This is a genomic window from Microcoleus sp. K1-B1 (genome assembly GCF_036704705.1).
Lineage (GTDB): Bacteria > Cyanobacteriota > Cyanobacteriia > Cyanobacteriales > Microcoleaceae > Microcoleus.
This window is the reverse complement of sequence record NZ_JAUBSH010000093.1, coordinates 5,181-25,897: the sequence shown is the minus strand read 5'-3', so window position 1 is coordinate 25,897 and position 20,717 is coordinate 5,181. Positions and strand designations below refer to the sequence as shown.

Annotated in this window: 18 protein-coding genes; 11 read left to right on the top strand and 7 right to left on the bottom strand. The window is 47.9% G+C overall.

The genetic code is table 11. The annotated features are described in order from the left end of the window. The first annotated feature begins 215 nt into the window (after positions 1-215). Positions 216-1,139 (top strand): 4-hydroxy-tetrahydrodipicolinate synthase, encoded by a 924-nt coding sequence (gene dapA, locus QUA83_RS24690; RefSeq protein WP_333228386.1) that lies wholly within the window; start codon positions 216-218, stop codon positions 1,137-1,139. A 260-nt stretch (positions 1,140-1,399) separates the two neighbouring features. Beyond that, positions 1,400-3,301, top strand: coding sequence for a ribonuclease J (locus tag QUA83_RS24685; RefSeq protein WP_333296527.1), 1,902 nt, complete (start codon positions 1,400-1,402; stop codon positions 3,299-3,301). 227 nt (positions 3,302-3,528) lie between these two features. On the opposite strand, the gene QUA83_RS24680 is transcribed toward QUA83_RS24685, so the two are convergent. The 3 genes from QUA83_RS24680 to QUA83_RS24670 all read right to left on the bottom strand — a co-directional run bounded on the left by QUA83_RS24680 (position 3,529) and on the right by QUA83_RS24670 (position 6,000). Beyond that, on the bottom strand, positions 3,529-3,804 hold the full coding sequence (locus tag QUA83_RS24680; RefSeq protein WP_006632924.1) for a MoaD/ThiS family protein: 276 nt from the start codon (positions 3,802-3,804) through the stop codon (positions 3,529-3,531). Between the two features lie 138 nt (positions 3,805-3,942). Continuing rightward, entirely contained in the window at positions 3,943-5,241 is a 1,299-nt protein-coding gene (gene thrC / locus QUA83_RS24675) for a threonine synthase (RefSeq protein ID WP_333296526.1), read from the bottom strand. Between the two features lie 498 nt (positions 5,242-5,739). After that, on the bottom strand, positions 5,740-6,000 hold the full coding sequence (locus QUA83_RS24670) for a MoaD/ThiS family protein (protein ID WP_015179186.1): 261 nt from the start codon (positions 5,998-6,000) through the stop codon (positions 5,740-5,742). Between the two features lie 492 nt (positions 6,001-6,492). On the opposite strand from QUA83_RS24670, the gene QUA83_RS24665 reads away from it, so the two are divergent. Next, positions 6,493-6,780 carry a hypothetical protein gene (locus tag QUA83_RS24665; protein ID WP_333163203.1) on the top strand — a complete coding sequence of 96 codons (288 nt, stop codon included), beginning with the start codon at positions 6,493-6,495 and terminating at the stop codon, positions 6,778-6,780. 359 nt (positions 6,781-7,139) lie between these two features. Here the strand turns inward: QUA83_RS24665 and QUA83_RS24660 are convergent, their stop codons facing one another. From QUA83_RS24660 to QUA83_RS24650, 3 genes are all read right to left on the bottom strand, one after another. Next, positions 7,140-7,322 (bottom strand): hypothetical protein, encoded by a 183-nt coding sequence (locus tag QUA83_RS24660; RefSeq protein ID WP_333296525.1) that lies wholly within the window; start codon positions 7,320-7,322, stop codon positions 7,140-7,142. Next, positions 7,319-8,695: a cytochrome P450 gene (locus tag QUA83_RS24655; protein ID WP_333296524.1), complete on the bottom strand. Its 1,377-nt coding sequence runs from the start codon at positions 8,693-8,695 to the stop codon at positions 7,319-7,321. Before QUA83_RS24655 ends, QUA83_RS24660 begins: the two co-directional genes overlap by 4 nt. 138 nt (positions 8,696-8,833) lie before the next feature. Then, complete coding sequence (locus tag QUA83_RS24650) at positions 8,834-9,439, bottom strand: hypothetical protein (RefSeq protein WP_333296523.1); 606 nt, start codon at positions 9,437-9,439, stop codon at positions 8,834-8,836. Between the two features lie 679 nt (positions 9,440-10,118). Here QUA83_RS24650 and QUA83_RS24645 point away from each other — a divergent pair. The 5 genes from QUA83_RS24645 (at position 10,119) to QUA83_RS24625 (ending at position 15,800) form a co-directional block, all read left to right on the top strand. Further along, on the top strand, positions 10,119-10,727 hold the full coding sequence (locus tag QUA83_RS24645) for a COP23 domain-containing protein (RefSeq protein ID WP_333296522.1): 609 nt from the start codon (positions 10,119-10,121) through the stop codon (positions 10,725-10,727). A gap of 10 nt (positions 10,728-10,737) precedes the next feature. Further along, positions 10,738-11,106 carry a hypothetical protein gene (locus QUA83_RS24640; RefSeq protein WP_333296520.1) on the top strand — a complete coding sequence of 123 codons (369 nt, stop codon included), beginning with the start codon at positions 10,738-10,740 and terminating at the stop codon, positions 11,104-11,106. 241 nt (positions 11,107-11,347) lie between these two features. Further along, the gene (locus QUA83_RS24635) at positions 11,348-12,571 is read left to right on the top strand and encodes a COP23 domain-containing protein (RefSeq protein ID WP_333296519.1); all 1,224 of its coding nucleotides are present in this window, start codon (positions 11,348-11,350) and stop codon (positions 12,569-12,571) included. 336 nt (positions 12,572-12,907) lie between these two features. Beyond that, positions 12,908-15,121: a phosphoketolase gene (locus QUA83_RS24630; RefSeq protein WP_333296518.1), complete on the top strand. Its 2,214-nt coding sequence runs from the start codon at positions 12,908-12,910 to the stop codon at positions 15,119-15,121. Positions 15,122-15,200: 79 nt separating this feature from the next. After that, a complete protein-coding gene (locus tag QUA83_RS24625; protein ID WP_333296517.1) occupies positions 15,201-15,800 on the top strand; it encodes a Uma2 family endonuclease in 600 nt (199 codons plus the stop codon). A gap of 487 nt (positions 15,801-16,287) precedes the next feature. On the opposite strand, the gene QUA83_RS24620 is transcribed toward QUA83_RS24625, so the two are convergent. Continuing rightward, entirely contained in the window at positions 16,288-17,160 is an 873-nt protein-coding gene (locus QUA83_RS24620; protein WP_333296514.1) for a class I SAM-dependent methyltransferase, read from the bottom strand. A gap of 306 nt (positions 17,161-17,466) precedes the next feature. On the opposite strand from QUA83_RS24620, the gene QUA83_RS24615 reads away from it, so the two are divergent. From QUA83_RS24615 to QUA83_RS24605, 3 genes are all read left to right on the top strand, one after another. Next, complete coding sequence (locus QUA83_RS24615; RefSeq protein ID WP_333296513.1) at positions 17,467-18,138, top strand: response regulator transcription factor; 672 nt, start codon at positions 17,467-17,469, stop codon at positions 18,136-18,138. 116 nt (positions 18,139-18,254) lie between these two features. Beyond that, the gene (locus QUA83_RS24610) at positions 18,255-20,237 is read left to right on the top strand and encodes a CHASE2 domain-containing protein (protein ID WP_333296512.1); all 1,983 of its coding nucleotides are present in this window, start codon (positions 18,255-18,257) and stop codon (positions 20,235-20,237) included. Beyond that, a complete protein-coding gene (locus QUA83_RS24605; RefSeq protein WP_333296510.1) occupies positions 20,195-20,419 on the top strand; it encodes a hypothetical protein in 225 nt (74 codons plus the stop codon). The genes QUA83_RS24610 and QUA83_RS24605 overlap by 43 nt, the downstream gene beginning before the upstream one ends. Positions 20,420-20,717: the final 298 nt, after the last annotated feature.

Below are 20,717 nucleotides of genomic sequence, written 5' to 3'. Positions count from 1 at the left end.
GATTTTGGCGTTGGGAATCAGCGCTACTGCCCTTGGACGCAATGTAAGACCAAAACGGTATGGACGCAAGTCTACTAATGTAGAGGCTGTTGCGGTTGAATTGGGAAGCTCGCGTGCTATCTGTACTCAGATGAACGTCGGGTAATTCACATAAACCTTTCATCTGAAATCAAAAATTTAAAATCAAACATCAACAGTCTAAAATCGGAGAAAGTGTGGTAAAGTTTGGACGGGTTCTGACTGCAATGATTACGCCGTTTAAGGAAGACGGCAGCGTTAACTATGCGGTAGCAGAACAATTGGCAGTTCATTTAGCCGATCGCGGTACAGATAGCTTGGTAGTGTGCGGCACTACTGGCGAGTCTCCCACTATGACCTGGGATGAAGAGTACGAATTATTTCAGGTGGTACAAAAGGCGGTGGCCGGTAAGGCGTTGGTAATCGCAGGAGCCGGATCGAATTCTACTTCAGAAGCAGTAGCAGCTACGAAAAAAGCAGCTAAACTCGGGTTAGACGGTTGTTTGCAGGTGGTTCCTTATTACAACAAACCCCCGCAAGAAGGTTTATATAATCATTTTCGGGCGATCGCGCAATCTGCTCCAGAATTGCCTATAATGTTATATAACATCCCCGGTCGCACTGGTCAGAATATGTTGCCGGAGACGGTGGCTCGATTGGCAGAAATCCCCAACATTGTGGCCGTAAAAGAAGCAAGTGGCAACTTGGATCAAGCAAGTCAAATTCGTTGCTTGACATCCCCTGAATTTGCCATCTATTCTGGAGATGATTCCCTAACTTTGCCAATGTTGGCGGTAGGAGGATCTGGTGTAGTTAGCGTAGCCAGCCATCTGGTAGGAGAACAACTGCAACAGATGATCAAAGCTTTCGAGGCCGGTCAAGTTCAAGTCGCTACCCAGATTCACTTGCAACTTTTTGACCTGTTTAAAGCTCTTTTTCTCACCACAAATCCCATTCCCGTCAAGACAGCTCTTAAACTTCAAGGCTGGGATGTAGGCTCCACCCGTCCGCCCCTGTGCGATCCGCCCGTTGAGGTAACTCAAAAGTTAAAGGACGTACTGAGTCAGCTAGCAGCAGTATCAGCTAGCAAGACGAGCGAGAACGAGTTTTCAGACAACTGAATATTGGTTGTTATCAGTCATTAGTTCAGAGTCATCAGTCATTAGTAATTAAGTGTTAGTAAGTAGCTAACAGTCAAGGATTAAAGACTGAAGATAGAAGAATGAAGGCAAAAGACAACTGACTGTACGGGATAGTAAAACCCGCCAGGGAGTTTTCCATAAATATTTGGAAAAATATCGCCCTACCAACGAACAGTAGACGAAAGACGAAAGACGACAGACCACAGACCAATAACAAAAATAACTAACAAAGGATACGCATGATCAAAAATACAACTGCATCTGCTCTAAAAGTTATTCCCCTCGGCGGGCTGCACGAAATCGGTAAAAACACTTGTGTGTTCGAGTACGGCGACGAAATAATTCTTTTAGATGCCGGTTTAGCGTTCCCGACAGATGGAATGCACGGGGTAAATATTGTCCTTCCCGACATGACTTACCTGCGGGAAAACAGCCACAAAATTAAAGGTATGATCGTGACTCACGGTCACGAAGACCACATAGGCGGTATCCCTTATCACCTCAAACAATTTGAAATTCCGGTCATCTACGGCCCGCGTTTGGCGATGGCTTTGCTAGCCGGAAAACTCGAAGAAGCCGGAGTGTCTCACCGCACTGAATTGAGAACGGTTCGACCCAGGGATACTGTCAGAATTGGCAAGAATTTCTTAGTCGAATACATTCGCAACACTCACTCGATGGCCGACAGTTTTACAGTGGCAATTCACACTCCTGTGGGAATTGTGATCCACACCGGAGACTTTAAAATTGACCACACTCCTGTAGACGGCGAGCATTTTGATTTGCAAAAGCTGGCTGAGTACGGCGAGAAAGGCGTGCTGTGCTTGATCAGCGATTCTACTAACTCGGAAGTTCCCGGTTTTACCGCTTCGGAAAGTTCTGTGGCGCCGAATTTAGACAGAATTATCGCTCAAGCACCGGGACGAGTGATGCTGACGACTTTTGCTTCCTCGGTACACCGATTGCAAATTGTTTTGGACTTGGCTAAGAAAAACAATCGGTATGTCGGAGTGGTTGGCAGGTCGATGCTTAACGTCATCGCTCACTGCCGCAATCTCGGCTACATCAAATGCGAAGATAGTATTTTCAAACCGCTGAAAGAAATCCGCAATTTGGCTGAAGACAAGGTACTGATTTTAACTACAGGTTCCCAAGGCGAACCGATGGCGGCGATGACTCGCATTGCTAACGGCGAACATCACGAACTGAAAATCAGAAAGGGCGATACAGTCATTTTCTCCGCTAATCCGATTCCGGGAAATACGATCGCAGTGGTAAACACGATCGATAAACTGATGATGCTAGGAGCACACGTGGTTTACGGCCGCGACAAAGGCATTCACGTTTCCGGCCACGGTTGTCAAGAAGACCAAAAGTTAATGATTAACATGACTCGTCCCAAGTTCTTCTTGCCAGTGCACGGGGAACACCGGATGCTGATCCAGCACTCCAAGACGGCTCAAAGCATGGGCATTCCCGCTAGCAATATGGTGGTTATTGATAACGGCGATGTTGTAGAATTGACCGAAAATTCGATACGAGTTGCTGGTAAAGTGCCTTCAGGAATTGAATTGGTAGATGCTTCTCGATCGGGCGTTGTCAAAGCCAGCGTCCTCAAGGAACGTCAGCAGTTGGCCGGAGATGGCGTTGTAACTGTAGCGGCGGCTTTGAATTGGGAAGGCAAATTAGTTGCTAAACCCGAAGTCCACTTGAAAGGTGTAGTGACATCAGCCGATCGCGCAGAGGTGATCAAATTAATCACTCAAACCATTGAAACAGTTTTGAGCGATCGCTGGTCAGAATTTGTCAAACCCGCCACTGCTGACTCGCAAGTTGATGTTGACTGGGTAGGAGTTCAAACGCAAATAGAAAAGGCTATTCAGCGAGTGATGCGCCGGGAACTTCAAAGCAATCCGCTGCTGGTATTCCTGATGCAAATTCCAGAAGAAGCAGTGCGATCGGAAAAAGCAGCAGTATCTCCCGGTTCCCTGGAAGCACCTAAGCTATTATCCTCTTCATCATCGCCCTCGCCATCATCGCCATCATCGCCATCATCGCCATCATCGCCATCCTTGCCATCTCCTGCCAATCAGGTGACGGGCCGGCGCCGTCCCCGGACTGCTGCAAGGGCAGCTTCTTAGGGCGATAATTCTCGGACACACTGCGAACCAAGAAAGGAGTTTTAGGTTGTGTAGTTGCGCTTGGACGCCCAAGCGCAACTACAAGCCTAGATTTGATTTCATAAATAGATTTCCTCACTAAGTGAGGGAATCGTTTTTAACCGCCGATAAACGCAAATGAACGCAGATAGTAATTAATTCTATCTGCGTTCATCTGTGTTTATCTGCCACCATCTGCGGTTGCAAAATCAGCCACCAGCAACTGCTGGAACAATGCTAACTTCATCGCCATCTTGGAGGGCAGTTTTTGAGCCATCCAAAAAGCGGATGTCTTCGCTGTTGACGTAAAAGTTGAGAAATCTGCGGGGTTCTCCCTTTTCGTCGCACAGGCTTTTTTTGATGCCGGGACAATTTGTTTCCAGCGATTCAATTAGTTCAGAAATGTTATCGCCGGCGCATTCGATGGTGGCTTGATTGTTGGTGAATTTTTGCAGGGGGGTTGGAATTAAAACTTTAACAGTCATGGTTAGTTGTTAGTTATTACTTGTTGGTTATGGATAGTTCTGAGTCAGAGTCATCAGTCATTAGTAATCTGTCATTAGTCAGCAGCTTAATAACCAATAACTAATAACCAATAACTAATAACTAATAACTAATGACTATTAAACCGAAACTTGTTGCCATTCTAAGCGTTCGAGCGTGCGGGCGCGTTCTAGGGCGCGCTCGAACGCTTCTAGTTTCGGTTCGAGGGTGATGGGTTCGCCGATGTAGCCTTGAACTGCTTCTTGCGTTTTCAAACCGTTGCCGGTGATGTAAGCGACGGTGGTTTCATCGGGATTGATTTTACCTGCTTCTACAAGTTTCTTCAAGACTGCGATTGTGGTGCCACCGGCAGTTTCTGTGAAGATGCCTTCAGTTTCTGCTAGCAGTTTCATGCCTTCGATGATTTCGGTGTCGCTGACTGATTCAATGTTACCGTTGGTTTTGCGGGCGATTTCCAAGGCGTACATACCGTCGGCTGGATTGCCGATCGCGATCGACTTAGCAATTGTATTCGGTTTCACCGGTTTCACGAAATCACGGTCTTCGCGGAATGCTTGGGCGATGGGCGAACAGCCGTCAGCTTGGGCGCCGCTGAACCGAACTTTCTTTTCATCAACTAAACCGACTTCGATGAATTCTTGAAAACCTTTGTAAATTTTTGTGAACAAAGAGCCGGAAGCGAGGGGAGCGACGATGTGATCGGGCAATTGCCAGCCTAGCTGTTCGGCAACTTCGTAGCCCAGAGTTTTTGAGCCTTCGGAATAGTAGGGACGCAAGTTGATATTGACAAATCCCCAGCCATGTGTATTGGCGACTTCGCAACAGAGACGGTTAACTTGGTCGTAGTTACCGTGAACTGCCATGACAGTTGGATTGTAAATCAGAGTGCCGAGGACTTTGCCTGCTTCTAAGTCGGAGGGGATGAAGACTACGCAGTCGAGTCCGGCGTGGGCGGCGATCGCAGCCGTAGAGTTAGCTAAATTGCCGGTGCTGGCACAGGATACCGTTGTGAAACCCAATTCTCTTGCTCTGCTGAGGGCGACTGACACCACTCTGTCTTTAAAGCTGAGAGTGGGCATATTGACGGCATCGTTTTTAATGTAAAGATTTTTTAGACCGAGGCGGCGCCCCAAGCGGTGGGATTTTAATAGAGGAGTCATCCCCGTGCCGACATCGATGACGTTATCTGTAGCGACTGGTAAAAATGCGCGGTAGCGCCAGATCGAGTTGGGGCCGGCTGCGATGGTTTGGCGAGTGACGCTGCGGCGGATGGCGTCGTAGTCGTACTTGACTTCAAGCGGGCCAAAACAGCAATCGCAGACGTGCTTAGCTTGGAGTTCGTACTCTTCACCGCATTCTTTACATTTGAGGGCTGTGAAGGTTGCTGCTGTGGATTGGGTTCTGGTCGCCTGGGTCATAGCTCAACTCTCTAGTTTTGCGATGTTTTCTAATTCTTGTGCAAGATTAGCACGGGCAATTTACCCCGTCAACCATACCCGATTTTTTTAGTCGGGATTGATTTTTGAGTTACTTTTGAGTTTCACAGTGGTGTATTTAACTTTGATATTTGGGCGGGCGAGACGCCCACCCCACAAAGTTTTGAGGTGTTTTCAGGATCGGGATCTTAATCCAGATTGTCAGGCCTGCACGCGAGCCCGATCAAGCTCCAGGATGATTTACCGACGGAATTGTTACAAAACTTAATAAATATTTTTTGGGCTCACAATTGGGCAGTCGTGCGATCGAACACAACTACAAAACCTCGAATTTTTGATTAACAGAGATGTTGCACCATTCTCAAGAACAGGCAAGATGCCTGTTCCACAAGAGATGAATTTTCTTGTGGAACAGGCATCTTGCCTGTTCCTAAAAAGCTTATTGAGAATGGTGCAACATTTCAGATTAACCAACTTAACCTACCCGCCGCTGACGGGAGGAATGAGTACAACTTCGTCGCCGTCTTGGAGGATGGTGTCGGGGGAGACGAATTCCAGGTTGAGGCCGAAGCGGGTGCGATCGCGCCACTGTTCTAATTGAGGATATTGGGCGATCGAGCTTTCGAGCACTTGAGACACTGGGGTTTCGGGAGGAAGTTCTAATGTAAGTTCCGAAACCCCGTAGGCTTCACCGAAGGCGGCGAACAGTTTAACGGTGATGGTAATCGAAGAGTTAGACACGGCGGTTGAGTGAGATCGACGGTTTGGCAATTATCAACTACACCATACAATTAATTAGGAATTAGGCGCGCCGAGGCTTAGAATTGAAAGCGGCAACCTCTAGTTAAGTTTTACCCCATCGGGTAAAGATGATAGTTGATTGCAGCAAAAACTCTTAACAGGATTGTATGCCGATCGCTCTCACCAACCAGGCGTTAGAAGTAGTTAGCATCCACTTAGATGCAGCTAGCTAAGGTCTAGTTGGCTGCTGTTGAGGCTAATGCGAGAATAATTTTTGAGGATGCTGTATAGATACTTTACGGTAATTGTGGGAGAGTACAAAAAGCTCGCACTAAATTTAGCAGGCAACAACGCAGACAAGGCCCTACCAACCCGCTTCCTGACCAAAAATCAGGTTGTCAAGTGCGGCTGGGGATGGTCAAACCTTTGCCATTCCTAGCAAGCTAGCCGTTCTATCTAAGAAGAATACTGAAGTTAACGCGATAGAAATATATGGCAAGTAACGATTTTAAAGTGCTTCAAATTATTGAAGCTAAAGGCTGGTATGCCTTTGGGAGTACGAAGCAAAGCCAACACGTTGAGAGATGGGTAAGACCTGTCGTGTGTTGGGTTTTAATAGAAGATAAAAAAAAGCGACGGGTTGTGACAGCTACCGCTAGCTATCAGATCCAGATTGACGACAAAGAAGTCGAGTTTTTTGCCCACGAAAGCGAAATTCAAGATCTGGAGAGTCTCCCGAAGTCTGTCTCGGTATCGGAATTTCTGAAAACAGAAGATTGAGAGAAGGGCAAAAGGAGCTGATTTAACAAGTTATTAATTATTCCTTAGTGATTCCTTAAACTTGCTGTCGGATTCTATTGGAATTAGAGGCAGAAGCTCTAGATTGGGGAGAGGGGCAGATGGGGACAGGGGGAGAATTTATATTTTTGCCTTGCCTTCTGCATCTTGTACCCAATGCCTGAAGTAGCCCAAAAAATAAAGAGGCCGGAAGATTGCGGGCAATGCCAACACGCTTCCGACCTTGCTGAATAACAGGGTATGCATATGTTTTTAAAGTATGGCAGGGAGGCTTTTGAGATATCAAGAGGACTATTGCAATCACCCACTTTTGCTTTCAGGCTGTGTTTGCAAGGCTCCTATTATTTTAGACTGAGAATTTGAAAATTGAGAGGGGGAGGCTTACAGGTTAAGGATTCTAGCTGTTTATCTGTAGCAGGTGCTACAAAAAATGGTGGTATTGGCGGACGATCGCACATTCTCGCTAAATTGTTTGCACTCAAAGCTGAAAGTTCGATCGCCCGCTGCAACTGCTGCGACTTCAAACCCCAGTAGCGACAGGTTCACGCTTCTGCTGCGACATCCGCCGCCCCAGCAGTGCCATCCGCACGCCGCCAGCCGGCCCTAAAGTCACCCCTCGGCGTTTGGCCTGTACGGGCTTTTTCTCGGCCAATACTAGGTCAAAATCCCGCAAAATCGTTGCCAGCACCAGTTTCATCTCCAACTGTGCCAGCGCCAAGCCGATACAGCGGCGGCTGCCACCTCCAAAGGGCAAATACTCATAAGGCGAGAATTGCCTCTCCAAAAACCGTTCCGGTTTAAATTGCAGGGGTTCTGGATACAAATCCTCCCGTCTGTGGGTCAAATAAATCGACCCGATGACAACCGTTCCCGGTTCGAGTTGATGTCCCATCAGTTCCACGGGCGTGAGAACTTCTCGCGCAAACGTCAGCATTGCCACGGGGTAAATTCGCAGCGTCTCCTGACAAACTGCACTCAGGTAAGGTAAGCGGAAAATCTCCATCGGGTCGGGATTTTCCCCCAAACTGTCCAATTCTTGTAGCAACTTCTGGCGCACCGAGGGCAAACTGTGAATCCAGTAAAATGCCCAAGCTAGGGCCGTTGCTGTGGTTTCGTGGCCTGCAAACAGCAGCGTCATCAACTCGTCGCGCAATTCTTCATTAGTCATTGGTTGGCCGTTTTCGTCGCGCGCGGTCATCATTAAGCTGAGAATGTCGGTGCGGTTGGCGTCTGGTTGGAGTCTGCGTTCTTCAATTTCCGCGTCCATCAGTTCGTCAATTTTCCGCTGCCGCTGTTTCATGCGTCCCCAAGGACTCCAAGAGCCCCAATCTTGCTGCATCCAGCCGAAAAACAGTATGCTCGATCGCAAGGGAGAGCTCGTCATATCGAGGACTGAGGCAAGTAGGGGCCTGATCTCTTCCAATCGCGGCCCGTCATCCATGCCGAAGACAGCTTGCAGGATTACCCGCATGGTGACTTCCTGCATCGCGCTGCGGGCCACAAAAGGTCGATCGACCGACCATTTGCTGGCAACATCTTGAGCGATATCGCAAATTAGTTGGCCGTAATTCCGCATCCGTTCCCCGTGAAATGGTGGCATCAATAATTGGCGCTCGCGTTTGTGCCTTTCTCCCGATAGCATAATCATGGATTGTTCTCCCATCAAGGGTTTTAGGATGCTGTTCAGGCTGCCTGGAGCGTGAAACGCCTTGCTGTTGAGCATCTCCTGGACAGCTTGCGGGTGGTGGATCATCACCAATGGTTTCCCGTTGTTCACTTGAGCTGTGAAAATGTCGCCGTATTGTTTGGCACATTTATCCATGAATGTCAGGGGATCGCCGATCCATTGAATTAGCTGCACAAGGGGTGGAGCTGTGGGGCCGTTAGGTAGTGTCATAGGAATTACCGGGGTTTGGGTCACAGGACTTAGCAGTATCAACAAATCTCAAAGGGTTTGAAGGTTTATTCAATCGCTCCCAACCCTTGTTTTTAAGGGGAGAATTGCGTAAGTCCCATATCCAATAATTTTAATAGCTTATTCTCGAACGGTGCTCAAAATATCCTCTCCAAGCTCTGTAAAACGAACAGTTTTGATTTGCCAAGGAGCATAACTGGTTAAAGTTTGGCGCACGCCCCCGAACAAACCTAACATTTGACAACTGGACAGATTTTGCAATTTCTGCCGCGAATTTCCGGAGGCTCGCAGATCCACGGTAGCTATTCCGAGGTCGCGATCGATCTTGAGGCGATAACCAGCCAAACCAAGACTATCGAAAATCTGCTGCTTTAACACTTCATTAACCGCCGATGACATTAACTGGTTCTCTGGGCCTGTAACTGTTTCCGGCTTCAGAGTTTGACACAAATTATCTACCTTATAAACCGTAACGGTGGCAGTATTTTCTGAGAGGGCAGCACTGCCTAAAACTGAGGCAACAGAGTTAGAAGGCTGCGTTAATTGACTCGAACGAGCCTCAATTTGATTTCGCGTTAGCTGTAGGTTTTGGAACTGAGGGGCGCTTGCTGAGAGTTGCCTCTGGTTTTCGGTTGAGGTAGCTGCATCTGAGCTAGAACAACTGCTACCGCCTATCAAAATTAACGAAACGCCTAAATATCCTAACTGTTTGCAGATACGGTTCATAGTTTTAATACTCTACTAAACGTCAGTGTATGGAGGGTGAATTTTGGTGGTAGAAAGCACTTAGACCCTGATTACACTCACTTAGAAGTATTTCCCGCAGTACGGAGATGAAAACAAGTTAAGAGTTCTTGTTAATACGTGGATTTTAGTGTTAGATCAGGTAAGAGGGGTTTTACCCCTCGCTGGTATGACCCAGCAGTGTACCTGTCTCAGCAGATCAAGCTCGCGACCCAGCTCGTAAGTGATATCAAATACCTTGTCAGTGGTGTGATGTACCGTTGCAACTCGATCCTTTCCAAGGTCTGAGGTGAACAGCCTCTTTCCGGTTGGTAAAAGCCTGAGTTTGATTAGTAGTAATGAGGACAGAATTCAGACTGGTGCGCGCATTTTAAGCTCGGCTTCGGAGCACTTTTTTAACAGCGCCGAAATCGCGGTTAGAGGGAACGTACAAGTCGCGAACAATATCAAAACTTACGCATCAAGAGCAAAAAAACCGGGTTTTTTAACCAGGCATAACGGCTGCAACGAAGTGTTTTCGTAAAAAAAACTGGTTTCTGGTCAAGTCGCGAATCACATAATTCCTCAGTCAGCGGATCTGTAACGAACAGGCGTGTCAAGGGTGTTATCGCAGCATTCGGTGATTTTTGTGCCGAATCTCATAAAACACAGTGAAAAAATCATGAAACAGCAATTATTGAAAAAAGTTTTGGTGGCAACAGCTTGCGCCCTCAGCGGCATAACGGTTGCGTCTCAACCGAGTTATGGTCGGCGAGCACCGGGGGAAAGTGGATTTTGGTGCAGTACCTCGACTGGTGCGCCGGTGACGGTGTACCAAAACGCTCACGGTGCTGTAGAGCCTTGGATTGAGTGGACTTCCGATTATTTCTCCGGTTCTGGCTACGATCCGGTAACTCGGTGTCAATTAGTGAGTCAACGCCTCGAAATCTATCGCCGCCAACGAATGCTTAAGTACATTACTGCGGGCCAAATGAACGGCCAGAACGTCATCTGCACGGCGAATCAAGTCAATGGGCGGTGTCAAAATTTGATTTATACCCTCAGACCCGGCCAAGACCCGATCGGCTCTTTGTATAATTTGTTGGCTTGGCGCCAAGGATATGTCGGGATGCCGTCTTTTGATGAAACCAGTAAAATTCCTTACATTGATGTCAGCGAAAAGCTAGGGGAAAACATGGATGATGAGGCGCAACTACCCCCTTTTCCCCACCGTTCGGACAGCCTTAAAGATTGGCAAATTTTCCATCCCATCACCAATTCCAAGGATTGAGGTGGAAAATTTGGCGCGTCAAACAGCGGTACGCATCCCGACGGGAATATCTCCTGGTTCCGGGACGATCGTCCGGCAGCAGGGCCACACCTATAGAGTGCTGACTAACTGGCAGGTTGTGGCGATCGGACTTGTCACCGACGACGGCCTCCTCTACCCACTGCTAGGAGTTCTGAGGCTGCTGGGCGATATCGATCAGGCGATCGTTTTGTTTCGCAGCGCGATCGAGTATAAAATAGCACCATTAAGCCTAGAGGCAAGATCAATATCTGAGGCAATGCTGGCAGTGGGCTTTCCTGCGGGTGCTGAGGTTGGGGGTTTGGCGGTGACACGGCTTCGTTTCGGTGCTGCTACCCAAATCTTTGCCTCAAGGTTATAGGTTGGGCTATACAAATGAGGTTAAAATCAGTATGAGTGGCGACCCAATTTTTAATGCCAAAGGTTTCTTGGTTGGGATTAACTTTAGGGGCAAGTATCTGAGATCTAAATTTTGGCGTCTATGCTTTTGAAGATGGAAGTGAACCAACAGCGGAATTATTGGAGAAAATGGTTAAGTCGAGTTGGGGAATTCCGATTAGTATATATTTGCAGTTCGCCTCGTTTCATCTAGGGAGTTATCGATGAATGTGTGGAGTTTGCGGTTTGACGCGCTGACAATCATCTTGACAGGTGCATTAACAGTGACGGCGGTTGTTAGCCAACAATATGCTGCCTGTGCCAAAACAGCCCAAGAAATTGCCCAGCTAGCGACGTTGACAACTGTGGAAGTCAACAACACGCTGGGTTTTTTTGCTAGTGGATCGGGAGTAATTATTGCCAAACAGGGTAATATTTACACTGTTCTGACAGCTAATCATGTGGTGGCAAGCCTCGCTCAAAAATACAGCATTCGCACTCATTTGGAGAAGGATTATGCTGCGATTAGAATACAGCGCCTACCGAAAAATGACAGGGATATAGACTTGGCTTTGATACAGTTTCAGAGCCGAGAACAGTATCCAGTAGCACCAATGGGCGAGTCAGAACGTGCTGTTGTTGGTTCTGCTATTTACGTTTCTGGCTATCCGCTGCCAATTTCGGGATTTGAACGAAAACTTGAGTTTACTACTGGTATCATCTCTTCTCGCCTGGGCAGCGCCTCATCAGGGTATCGTCTGCGCTACCAAGCTGTAACCAGGCGCGGGATGAGCGGCGGGCCTGTATTTGATGCTGATGGCAGGGTGGTAGGAATTCACGGCCAGGGGGATACTGTTGGCACAATTAGGAGTCAGTGGAACGGTCAGATTGAGGAGATAAAAACGGGGTTGAATGCGGCAATCCCGATCGATGCTTTTATGACGTTGCTATCACAAAATAAGCGTAACGGCTTTGATATTCTCAGCAATCTTTCTATCAGCAGCGCCTCGGATCAAAACCAGCCGACTCTGGGTTATGGAGGATTTGTGTGCGATACCTCGACTGGCGAGCCGGTGACTGTGTATCAAAATCCGCAAGGGTTCAGGGAGCCTTGGATTCGCTGGAATTCTAATTTCTTTTCTAGTTCGGGCTACGATCCTCTAACTCGCTGCCAACAAGTGACTCAGCGCCTTGAGAATTATAACCGCAATAAACAGCTAAATTATGTGACTGTGGGTATTGTAAATAACCAGAAAGCGATTTGCACGAGTAGCCGCGTTAATGGGCCTTGCGAAGGTTTGATCTACACGCTGCGCCGCGATCAAGATCCGACTCCTGCACTTAGCAGTTTTTTTGTTTGGCTGCGGAATCAAAAGGCTGTGCCTTCTCTTTCAGAAAGCGTTACTGTGCCGTATATCGATGTCCGGGAACGGCTGGAACAATTTTAGATTTGCGATTTAAGATTTTAGAGGGATTAGTAATCGGTAAACACAGAACCCCGACTTTTTTAAAATAAGTCGGGGTTCTCAAACAACTACTTATTAGCGGAAAAGTTGACATATTTTATATCATTTCCGGTTACACTCATACATGATGTTGACTGTTGACTGTTCACGGCGTCAACAGTCAACAGTCAACGGTGAAATCGAATTTACTATTCCGATGCTAACGGATTTGATATTACTTATTTATCACTGACATAATAGAACTCATGATTTTTTGGAACACGGAAGCTATAAAATTACTCTTACATTAATCCAATTCAAATTTTTCCGGTATCAAGCATGACAGCAACTACCCCGCAGGCAACGTCAACAACGCCCGCTTTTTGCGAAGGCATTCAATATTTTTCTGAAACAGTCCCTGGTTTTGATACTTATGGGAAAACACCTGCGATCGCCGAGGGGAGCAAGTCGATCGCCGATCCTGCCGATCCCGTCGCGGTCTTTCAAACGATGCTGGGAGCAGACGCCCTGCGCTACCTGACGCTGCAAGTCACCGCCAGCAAGGCATCGGGACATCCGGGGGGTTTTGCTAGCCAAGCAGAGGCTTATGCGGCTTTGGTGATGCTCGGACACAAGAACATTGTCACCGAAGTCGGACACCACGCACCGGGATTTTACAGCGCCATGTTTCTCGATCGATCTTTGGAGGATATGGGAATTTTCAACGTGCAGCAAGTGCGCGACAAATTCCGAGAAAAAGACGGTTTGTTAGGACATCTTTCCGGTTTTATTCCCGGCCTTTTAGCACCGGCCGGCCCCCTCGGACAAGGGCAGCATTTCGCAATGGCAGGAGCGCTTTTGCACCGCGACAAACTGTTTGCTTTCACAATAGGCGACGGCGGCATGGGCGAACCCTATCCGATGAGCAGCATGGCACATTTCCACACTGCTTATCCCAGCGTTACTAACTTTTTGCCTGTGTTGGTTTGGAACGGATATTCTCAGGAACATCACAGCATGGTTTCGACTAAAACTAATGCTGAAATGATAGCTTATTGGCAAGGCAACGGTTTTGAAGAAGTTATCTTAGTTGATGCTAAGGAATTTGATGATAAAAATCAACCGGAAGATTATGTTGACAGCACTGCTTTTTCGCTCGAACAGCGGATGGCATTTACCAAAGCTGTTTTAGAAGGAGTTGATAAAGCGGCAAAATCTGCTCTCGGCGGCAAATTAACTGCGTTTATTATCAAACAGTTGAAAGGTGCCGGCGTCCACGCGCGCGGAGCAAAATCTCACAACCTTTATCCGAAAGATACGCTGGATGCTCCGCACATTATCAGTGCTTTAAAAGAGCGCGCTTTGACTGCTGCTGCTTGGGAGTTGGTGCGGACAAATTGCGAGCGTGCGGGCGGCGGGCCGGCGGCGAAAACAGTTGTGACTGAGTTTACATTGCCGCTAGCAGATTTAGGCGAATTGCCTTTAGAAGAATTTGCAGTTGGGGGAGAACCGAAGATTTCGACAACAGCAATGGGACGTTTGGTAGGGAAAGTCGGCGAGCGCGATCGTACTTTTCTTGTCACTAATGCTGACGGCAATGAAGCATCGGCAATTGCCAATATCAACCAAGCTCTCAAGATTATTCACCCTACGACAGATGACCTGTACAATCAATCGCCCAACGGTCAAGTTTACGAACCTTTGAGCGAAGATGCTTGCGCTGGTTTAGCCGTAGGTTTATCGCTATTTGGAGCGCGGAGTTTGTGGTGTTCTTACGAATCTTTTGCCATCAACGGTTTACCAATTTGGCAAACTGTAACCCAAGCAATGGCAGAATTGCGCCGTCCAACTCCGGCAACTGTCACCTTATTTACAGCGGGTGCATTGGAACAAGGCCGCAACGGTTGGACGCACCAACGGCCGGAAATTGAGGCTTATTTTGCGGCGATGATGCGGAACGGAAATGTCTTTCCTTTGTTTCCACCGGATGCTAACAGCATTCAAGCTTGTTACGAGTGGGCTTTGAATGCTAAAAATAAGGGAGTTGTGATTACTGCGAGCAAGTCGCCGCTGCCAATTCGCACTACTTTTGAACAGACTCGCCAAGGTTTGCAAGACGGTGGAATAGTGCTGCACGAAATAGCAGGAGATAAGACAGTTGTGTTTGCAGTTGTCGGCGACATGACGTTAATGCCAGTGTTTGAAGCGGCGGCATTTTTGGAAACAGAAGGGATTGGAGTGCGGATTGTTTCTGTTGTGAATCCTCGGCGTTTGTATCGTGCTAGCGATGTTGCTTGGGATACTTGTTCCGAAGCTGACGGCGGCTTTTTGAGCGATGAGAAATTTGCCGAATTGTTTGGCGGAGATGCCTTGATTGGCGTGACAGGCGGTGCTTCTGGGATGTTGGAACCTGTGATGCTCCGCAGCAATTGCAAGCGGGATACTTTCGCTTGGAAGCGGGGGGAAACTACTGCTAGTGCTGGTCAGTTGATGGCGTTTAATGGGTTGACTGCTGAGGCGTTGACTAAAAGGGCGATCGAGCTAGTTCATTAAGTTAGAATGTGAGTGAATGCCCCTGCCTGGTTTGTGCTGGGTAGGGGTTAGTAATATTTAAAATAGGATGGTGATACCTGTGACTGCACAACTTTTAGAAGAAATAGGTACGCTTGCAGAACAGCGATTGATTCTCCCCGGTTATTATACTTGGGAGCAATTTGAGGCGATTGAATCTTTGATGGCAGACTCTCCGGGTTTGCGGATAACTTATTTTGATGGGTGGATCGAGTTTATGACACTGGGTGAAGCACATGAGACAATCAGTTGTATTCTTAATTTTTTGCTACAACTCTACTTTTGTGAAATGGGAATTGAATATATTCCTGTAGGGAGTGCAACTCGCAGAGACCGGGCAAGAGATGTATCATTTGAACCAGACGAGTCTTATTATATAGGTTCAAGAAAAGAGCATCCCGATTTAGCCGTGGAAGTAACGATTACTAGCGGTAGCACAAATAAACTAGCTAAATATCTGCGACTTCGCATTCCAGAAGTCTGGTTTTGGGAAAATAATCGGCTTTCTGTTTATGGGCTACGCGAGGATGATTATCAGCAAATTTCAAGAAGTGAGTTGCTCCCGGAGTTGGATTTAGAATTGTTGGTACGCTGCGTTTTAATGCCTTCAAGGATTGAGGCAAGGACAGAGTTTCTTAATGGGGTTAGGCAAGTGGGTTGAATGCTGAGGAGTTGGTAAAAAGTGCGATCGTCTACGAGGGCTTCGCTAACGGCTTGACTGGTTAAGCTAAAATGTGACCGACAACCATTGGCTCTCACAAACAACCTTTGCGCGATCGGCTCCAACGATTTGTTAGACTTTTAGGTGTAAAGTTACTAAATTATTCTTATCTATCTTCCTTCATCTGCGTGAATCAGCGTCAATCCGCTGTCATCTGCGGTTAATAAATTCTCTTTTTTTAACCGCAGATGAGGGCAGATAAACACAGATTAACGCAGATGAATTAGATCAAATCCGGTTGCACGATACGTGATTTTTGGCTATTGACTAGATTTGACGCCCGACGATGCTACCGGATTTGATATGAGAGGATTCTAGAGCTATACGTGCAGCTTTAATCTGATGCTGAGGGGATAATTTATTCTGAATTTTTTCCTGGTTTGCTGTTAGATAAGTTGGCTTTTTTAGCGGGAATGTAGCGAAAGTGCTAGAAGTTTTGCTGCGACGGGACATCAATATTGTGTGAACGATGTGTCTGAATTTTATTGCTTTTTTCCCCGCAAGCCATTAACCAAAAACTCATCATAGATCGATCGCCCGCAGCTACAAAATCATCCCGCGAAACCAGATAGCTTTCTATTTCCGACTCCGAAATCAACCCTTGTTTGACCATTTGTAAAATGGGGCCGGAGTCAAGCAAAGGTTGAAACGCCTCAATTCCGATGATATCGCTGTGGCTGACAACGGCTTCTAAATCAACGCTACCAAACCCAGCTTCTTGGAGAATGCGGCACAGATTTCGCCCGACGGATAAATTGCCGCCCCGCGATGCCATTACCTGCTTGAATTTCTCCCTGACAATCTCGACTGACAACGGTGGATTTGTCAGCCAAAACAGATCCGCATCGCTATCAATAATCACCAGTTTTCCCCCAGGCTTCAAGATGCGGAATATTTCTCTAGCTGCTGCGACGGGTTCTGGGAGGTGAACGAACAGCAAACGGGCGATCGCAAAATCGAAAGTGTTCGCCGCCAAACCAGTATCCGCAACCGACGCTTGGACGTGATTTACTCGATCGCCCCCTTTGTCTTGCAAATATCCTACTGCTTTTTCGTGCAGTACCGGGTCAATTTCTACCGCTGTTACCGAACTGTTTGGCAGCAATTCTAACAGTTTTTCGGTGAAAAATCCCGGCCCGCTACCAGCTTCCAAAACATTCATCCCGTCACCTAAACCGAACCACTTTAAAGTGCGCGCTTCCTTTTCCCAACTGAGGTGAACTTGAGCTTTTAACCGCTGAATTTCTCCCTCAAACTCCAGATTGTACGTGCTGGCTTGATACGAACATTCTGCTGTCATAAAATCATTTTTCTTCTTGCTTCGACAGCTAGATTATAATAGAATTGCGCTAAAGCGCAATTCTCGTTGCGGACATCCACAACCCCAGTTGGCGGACAGATGCAGGACGGAAGCCAGGTAATTCGTCTATTGTAAGATGATGACCGAGACGATTTTAGATTGGGGATTTGGGATTTTGAATGAGAATTTCAGCGGTTGAAAGCCCCTAGTTTCAACTAGGTCACAAATCGAAAATCGTAAATCCTAAATCTAAAATGGGTTGACGCATTACCTAAACTGACGATGTTGTGTGGCAACTAATCAACTATGCCCCAGACTTTACCTCAACCGGAGACACGAACATTTTTACTTGTGGATGACCATGCGATGGTGTTAGGTGGCACGCTTAACATTCTGAAGCAAGAATATCCAGAGGCAGACATTCTGACGGCTCCGACGGCTCAGGCAGCCCTTGAGCAAATAGCGCAGAGGACCCCGGATTTGGTGATTGTGGATCTGGTGATGCCAGAGACGACCGGCGAAATAGCGCAAGCGAATTCAGGGCTTCAACTCCTCAAAACGTTGATGGATAAGTATCCGAGTCTGAATATTGTGGTGCAGAGTGCCCATGTTCGGACTTTAGTTTGGCTGAAACCGTCGATCGACAATCACATGGGCGGCTTCACAGTTGTCGATAAGAGCCAGCCGATGAAAGACTTGCTGGCAATGGTTGATTGGGCGCTGCACGAGCGGATTTATACACCCAGAGAGATCCGCAATGGGCTGCAACTCAAACCCGCCTGGATGCAGGTGTTGCAATTTGCTTTTCACGAGAGCTTACAGGATACTGCGATCGCCAAACGGATGAATGTTTCTGAACGCACTGTGCAGTATTACTGGACTAAGATTCGAGATGTGCTAGAGGTGTATCCTGATGATGATAAGAATCTGCGGATTCAAACGGAAGTGCGAGCTAGGGAAGAAGGATTGATTGATTAGTGATATCAAGTCTGGTTAATTACTTATAAATCCTGTACGGGCATCGGGCATCGGGCATCGGGCATCGGGCATCGGGCATCGGGCATCGGGCATCGGCCAAACAGTCGTACAAAAGTATGATAACTATTCAACCGGACATTATTATGAAGCGCGATCAATGGCAAGCAGTGAAAGCGGGCGTCACGACTTGGGGACGAGGAGCGCTTCCAGGGTTGATGGTGATTGTCGCTGTGATGATGGCTAGATTGAGCGGTGCGCTTCAGTTTTGGGAGTTGGTTGCGTTCGATCGATTTCTGCGTTTGCGTCCTCCTGAGCCAATGGATGAACGGATTGTAATTGTCGGCATCACTGAGGAGGATATTCAACGCGCTAGAACTTATCCGATTCCCGATCGCGATATTGCCGATTTACTCAAACGCTTGCAGGCCTATCAACCGATCGCGATCGGGCTGGATATTGTCCGCGATATTCCGGTTGAACCGGGTAATGCTGAACTGGCATCGGTGTTTCGCAGCAGCAAGAATGTGATCGGAGTGGAGATTGCACTGCCCGATCGCAGTGGCTTTACCGTCGCACCTCCGCCCGCGCTGCCACCCGAACAGGTTGGCTTTGCAGATTTCGTACTCGATGCGGATGGCTACCAGCGCCGCAGTTTATTGGGCACTAACAACGATCGACAGGAATACCGTTTTTCCTTCGCGCTCCGGCTGGCAGAACTCTATTTAGCAACCCGAGGAATTAAGCTAGGTAATGGAATTCGCGATCGGGAGGCGATGCGCTTTGGCAGCATTGAATTTACCAGAGTGCAGTCAAACTCTGGCGGATATGTGGGGGCGGATGCAGGCGGGAACCAAATTTTACTGAATGTTCGCAGCGGGACAATGCCATTTCGCGTGCTTTCCCTGGAGCAAATCAAGGCGGGACAAGTAGATCCGAACTGGATTCGAGGCAAAATTGTGCTGATTGGGATGATGTCTTTTAGCGCCAAGGATTTAGCAAGTTCGGGTGCGATCGCAGGTATCAATCCCGGACGGATTTACGGAGTCGAAATGCAAGCCCACGAAACCAGCCAGATGATTAGCGCGGTGATTGATCGGCGAGCGTTGCTTCAGGTTTGGGGGGAGGGCTGGGAAACGCTCTGGATTGCGGTCTGGGGACTCTTGGGGATGAGTTTGGGACGATTTCTGCGATCGCCCTGGAAAATTTTGATCGGGCTCTTAGTCGCTAGTATTAGCCCGATCGCGCTCTGTTACTGGTTCATTCTTTTGGGATGGTGGGTGCCAATCGTACCTGTATTGCTCGTACTCGTGTTGAATGGGGCTGGGTTGACGGCAGCGTTATTTTATCGCCACGAACAGGAACTACGACTGCGGTTGGAGGAACGTCAATTTGCGATCGAGCAGACCTTTAATGCAATTCATAGCGGCCCGTTACAAACATTGGTGGGAATTTTGAGAACTGCTCAAGGAGAAGCCACACCGCCGTTATTTCTACCGGAGTTGCAACGCTTGAATCAAGAATTGCGGGCAGTTTACGGCTCAGTGCAGCGAGATGCGATCGCAGATGAACCGCATCTTCGCATGGGAAGTGCGATCGAATTGGCCCTGCAGGCTCCATTGCATGAATTGCTCTACAAAGTCTATTGCAACACGCTCGAACAAGAACTGCCTTACCTCAAAACGCTCAAATTCAAAATTGTGCAGTTCGATCCCTTGAACACCTCGCATCTGCGGTTGGAACACAAGCGAGCACTCTGCCGCTTTCTGGAAGAAGCGCTCTGCAATGTCGGCAAACACGCGATCGAAGCGACTCGCTTGACCGTAATTTGCACTCAAGAAGGCGATCGGCAGGTGATTCGGGTGGCGGATAATGGTAGGGGGAAACCGTCTCAGTCAGAAACGCTTAGCTTGGCCCAAATCGATCGAGACAGGGAAACAACCGAAGATCCAAACCCTAAACTTCAATCTTCAGGATTAGGAACCCAGCTTGCAAAGAACTTAGCCAAACAGTTAGGTGGAGCATTTCGGCGCTACCCGAATCAACCGAAGGGGACAGTGTGCGAGTTAACTTGGTCAGCGAAACGGCGGTGGTTCTGGTAATTGGTTGGGTTCACCGTTGTCAAATCGTTTATGAACGGGCTCTCCGGCCCGTTCCACAAGAAATTCACTCTTTGTGGAACGGGCCGGAGAGCCCGTTCTTGAGAATAGTCCAAGAGCTCAGATATAACGATCGACAACTCGGCAACTCTGGATACGGCAATGCCCAAAGCGTGTCAACTTAAGCTGTCAGTCCACCCAGTCCTCCCGCCCACCCGGCAGTCCGCCAGGGAATGAATTCCCTGTCTCATAGCGAAAGTCCTCTCAAAGAGGACTGAAGAACTCATTAGTCATCTTCAGACGACTGAAGAACTCATTAGTCGTCTGAAGACGACTTTCGCTTTGAGGCAGGGGTTTAAACCCCTGGCGGACTGCTGTCAGTCCACCCAGTCCTCCCGCCCACCCAGCAGTCCGCCAGGGAATGAATTCCCTGTCTCATAGCGAAAGTCCTCTCAAAGAGGACTGAAGAACTCATTAGTCATC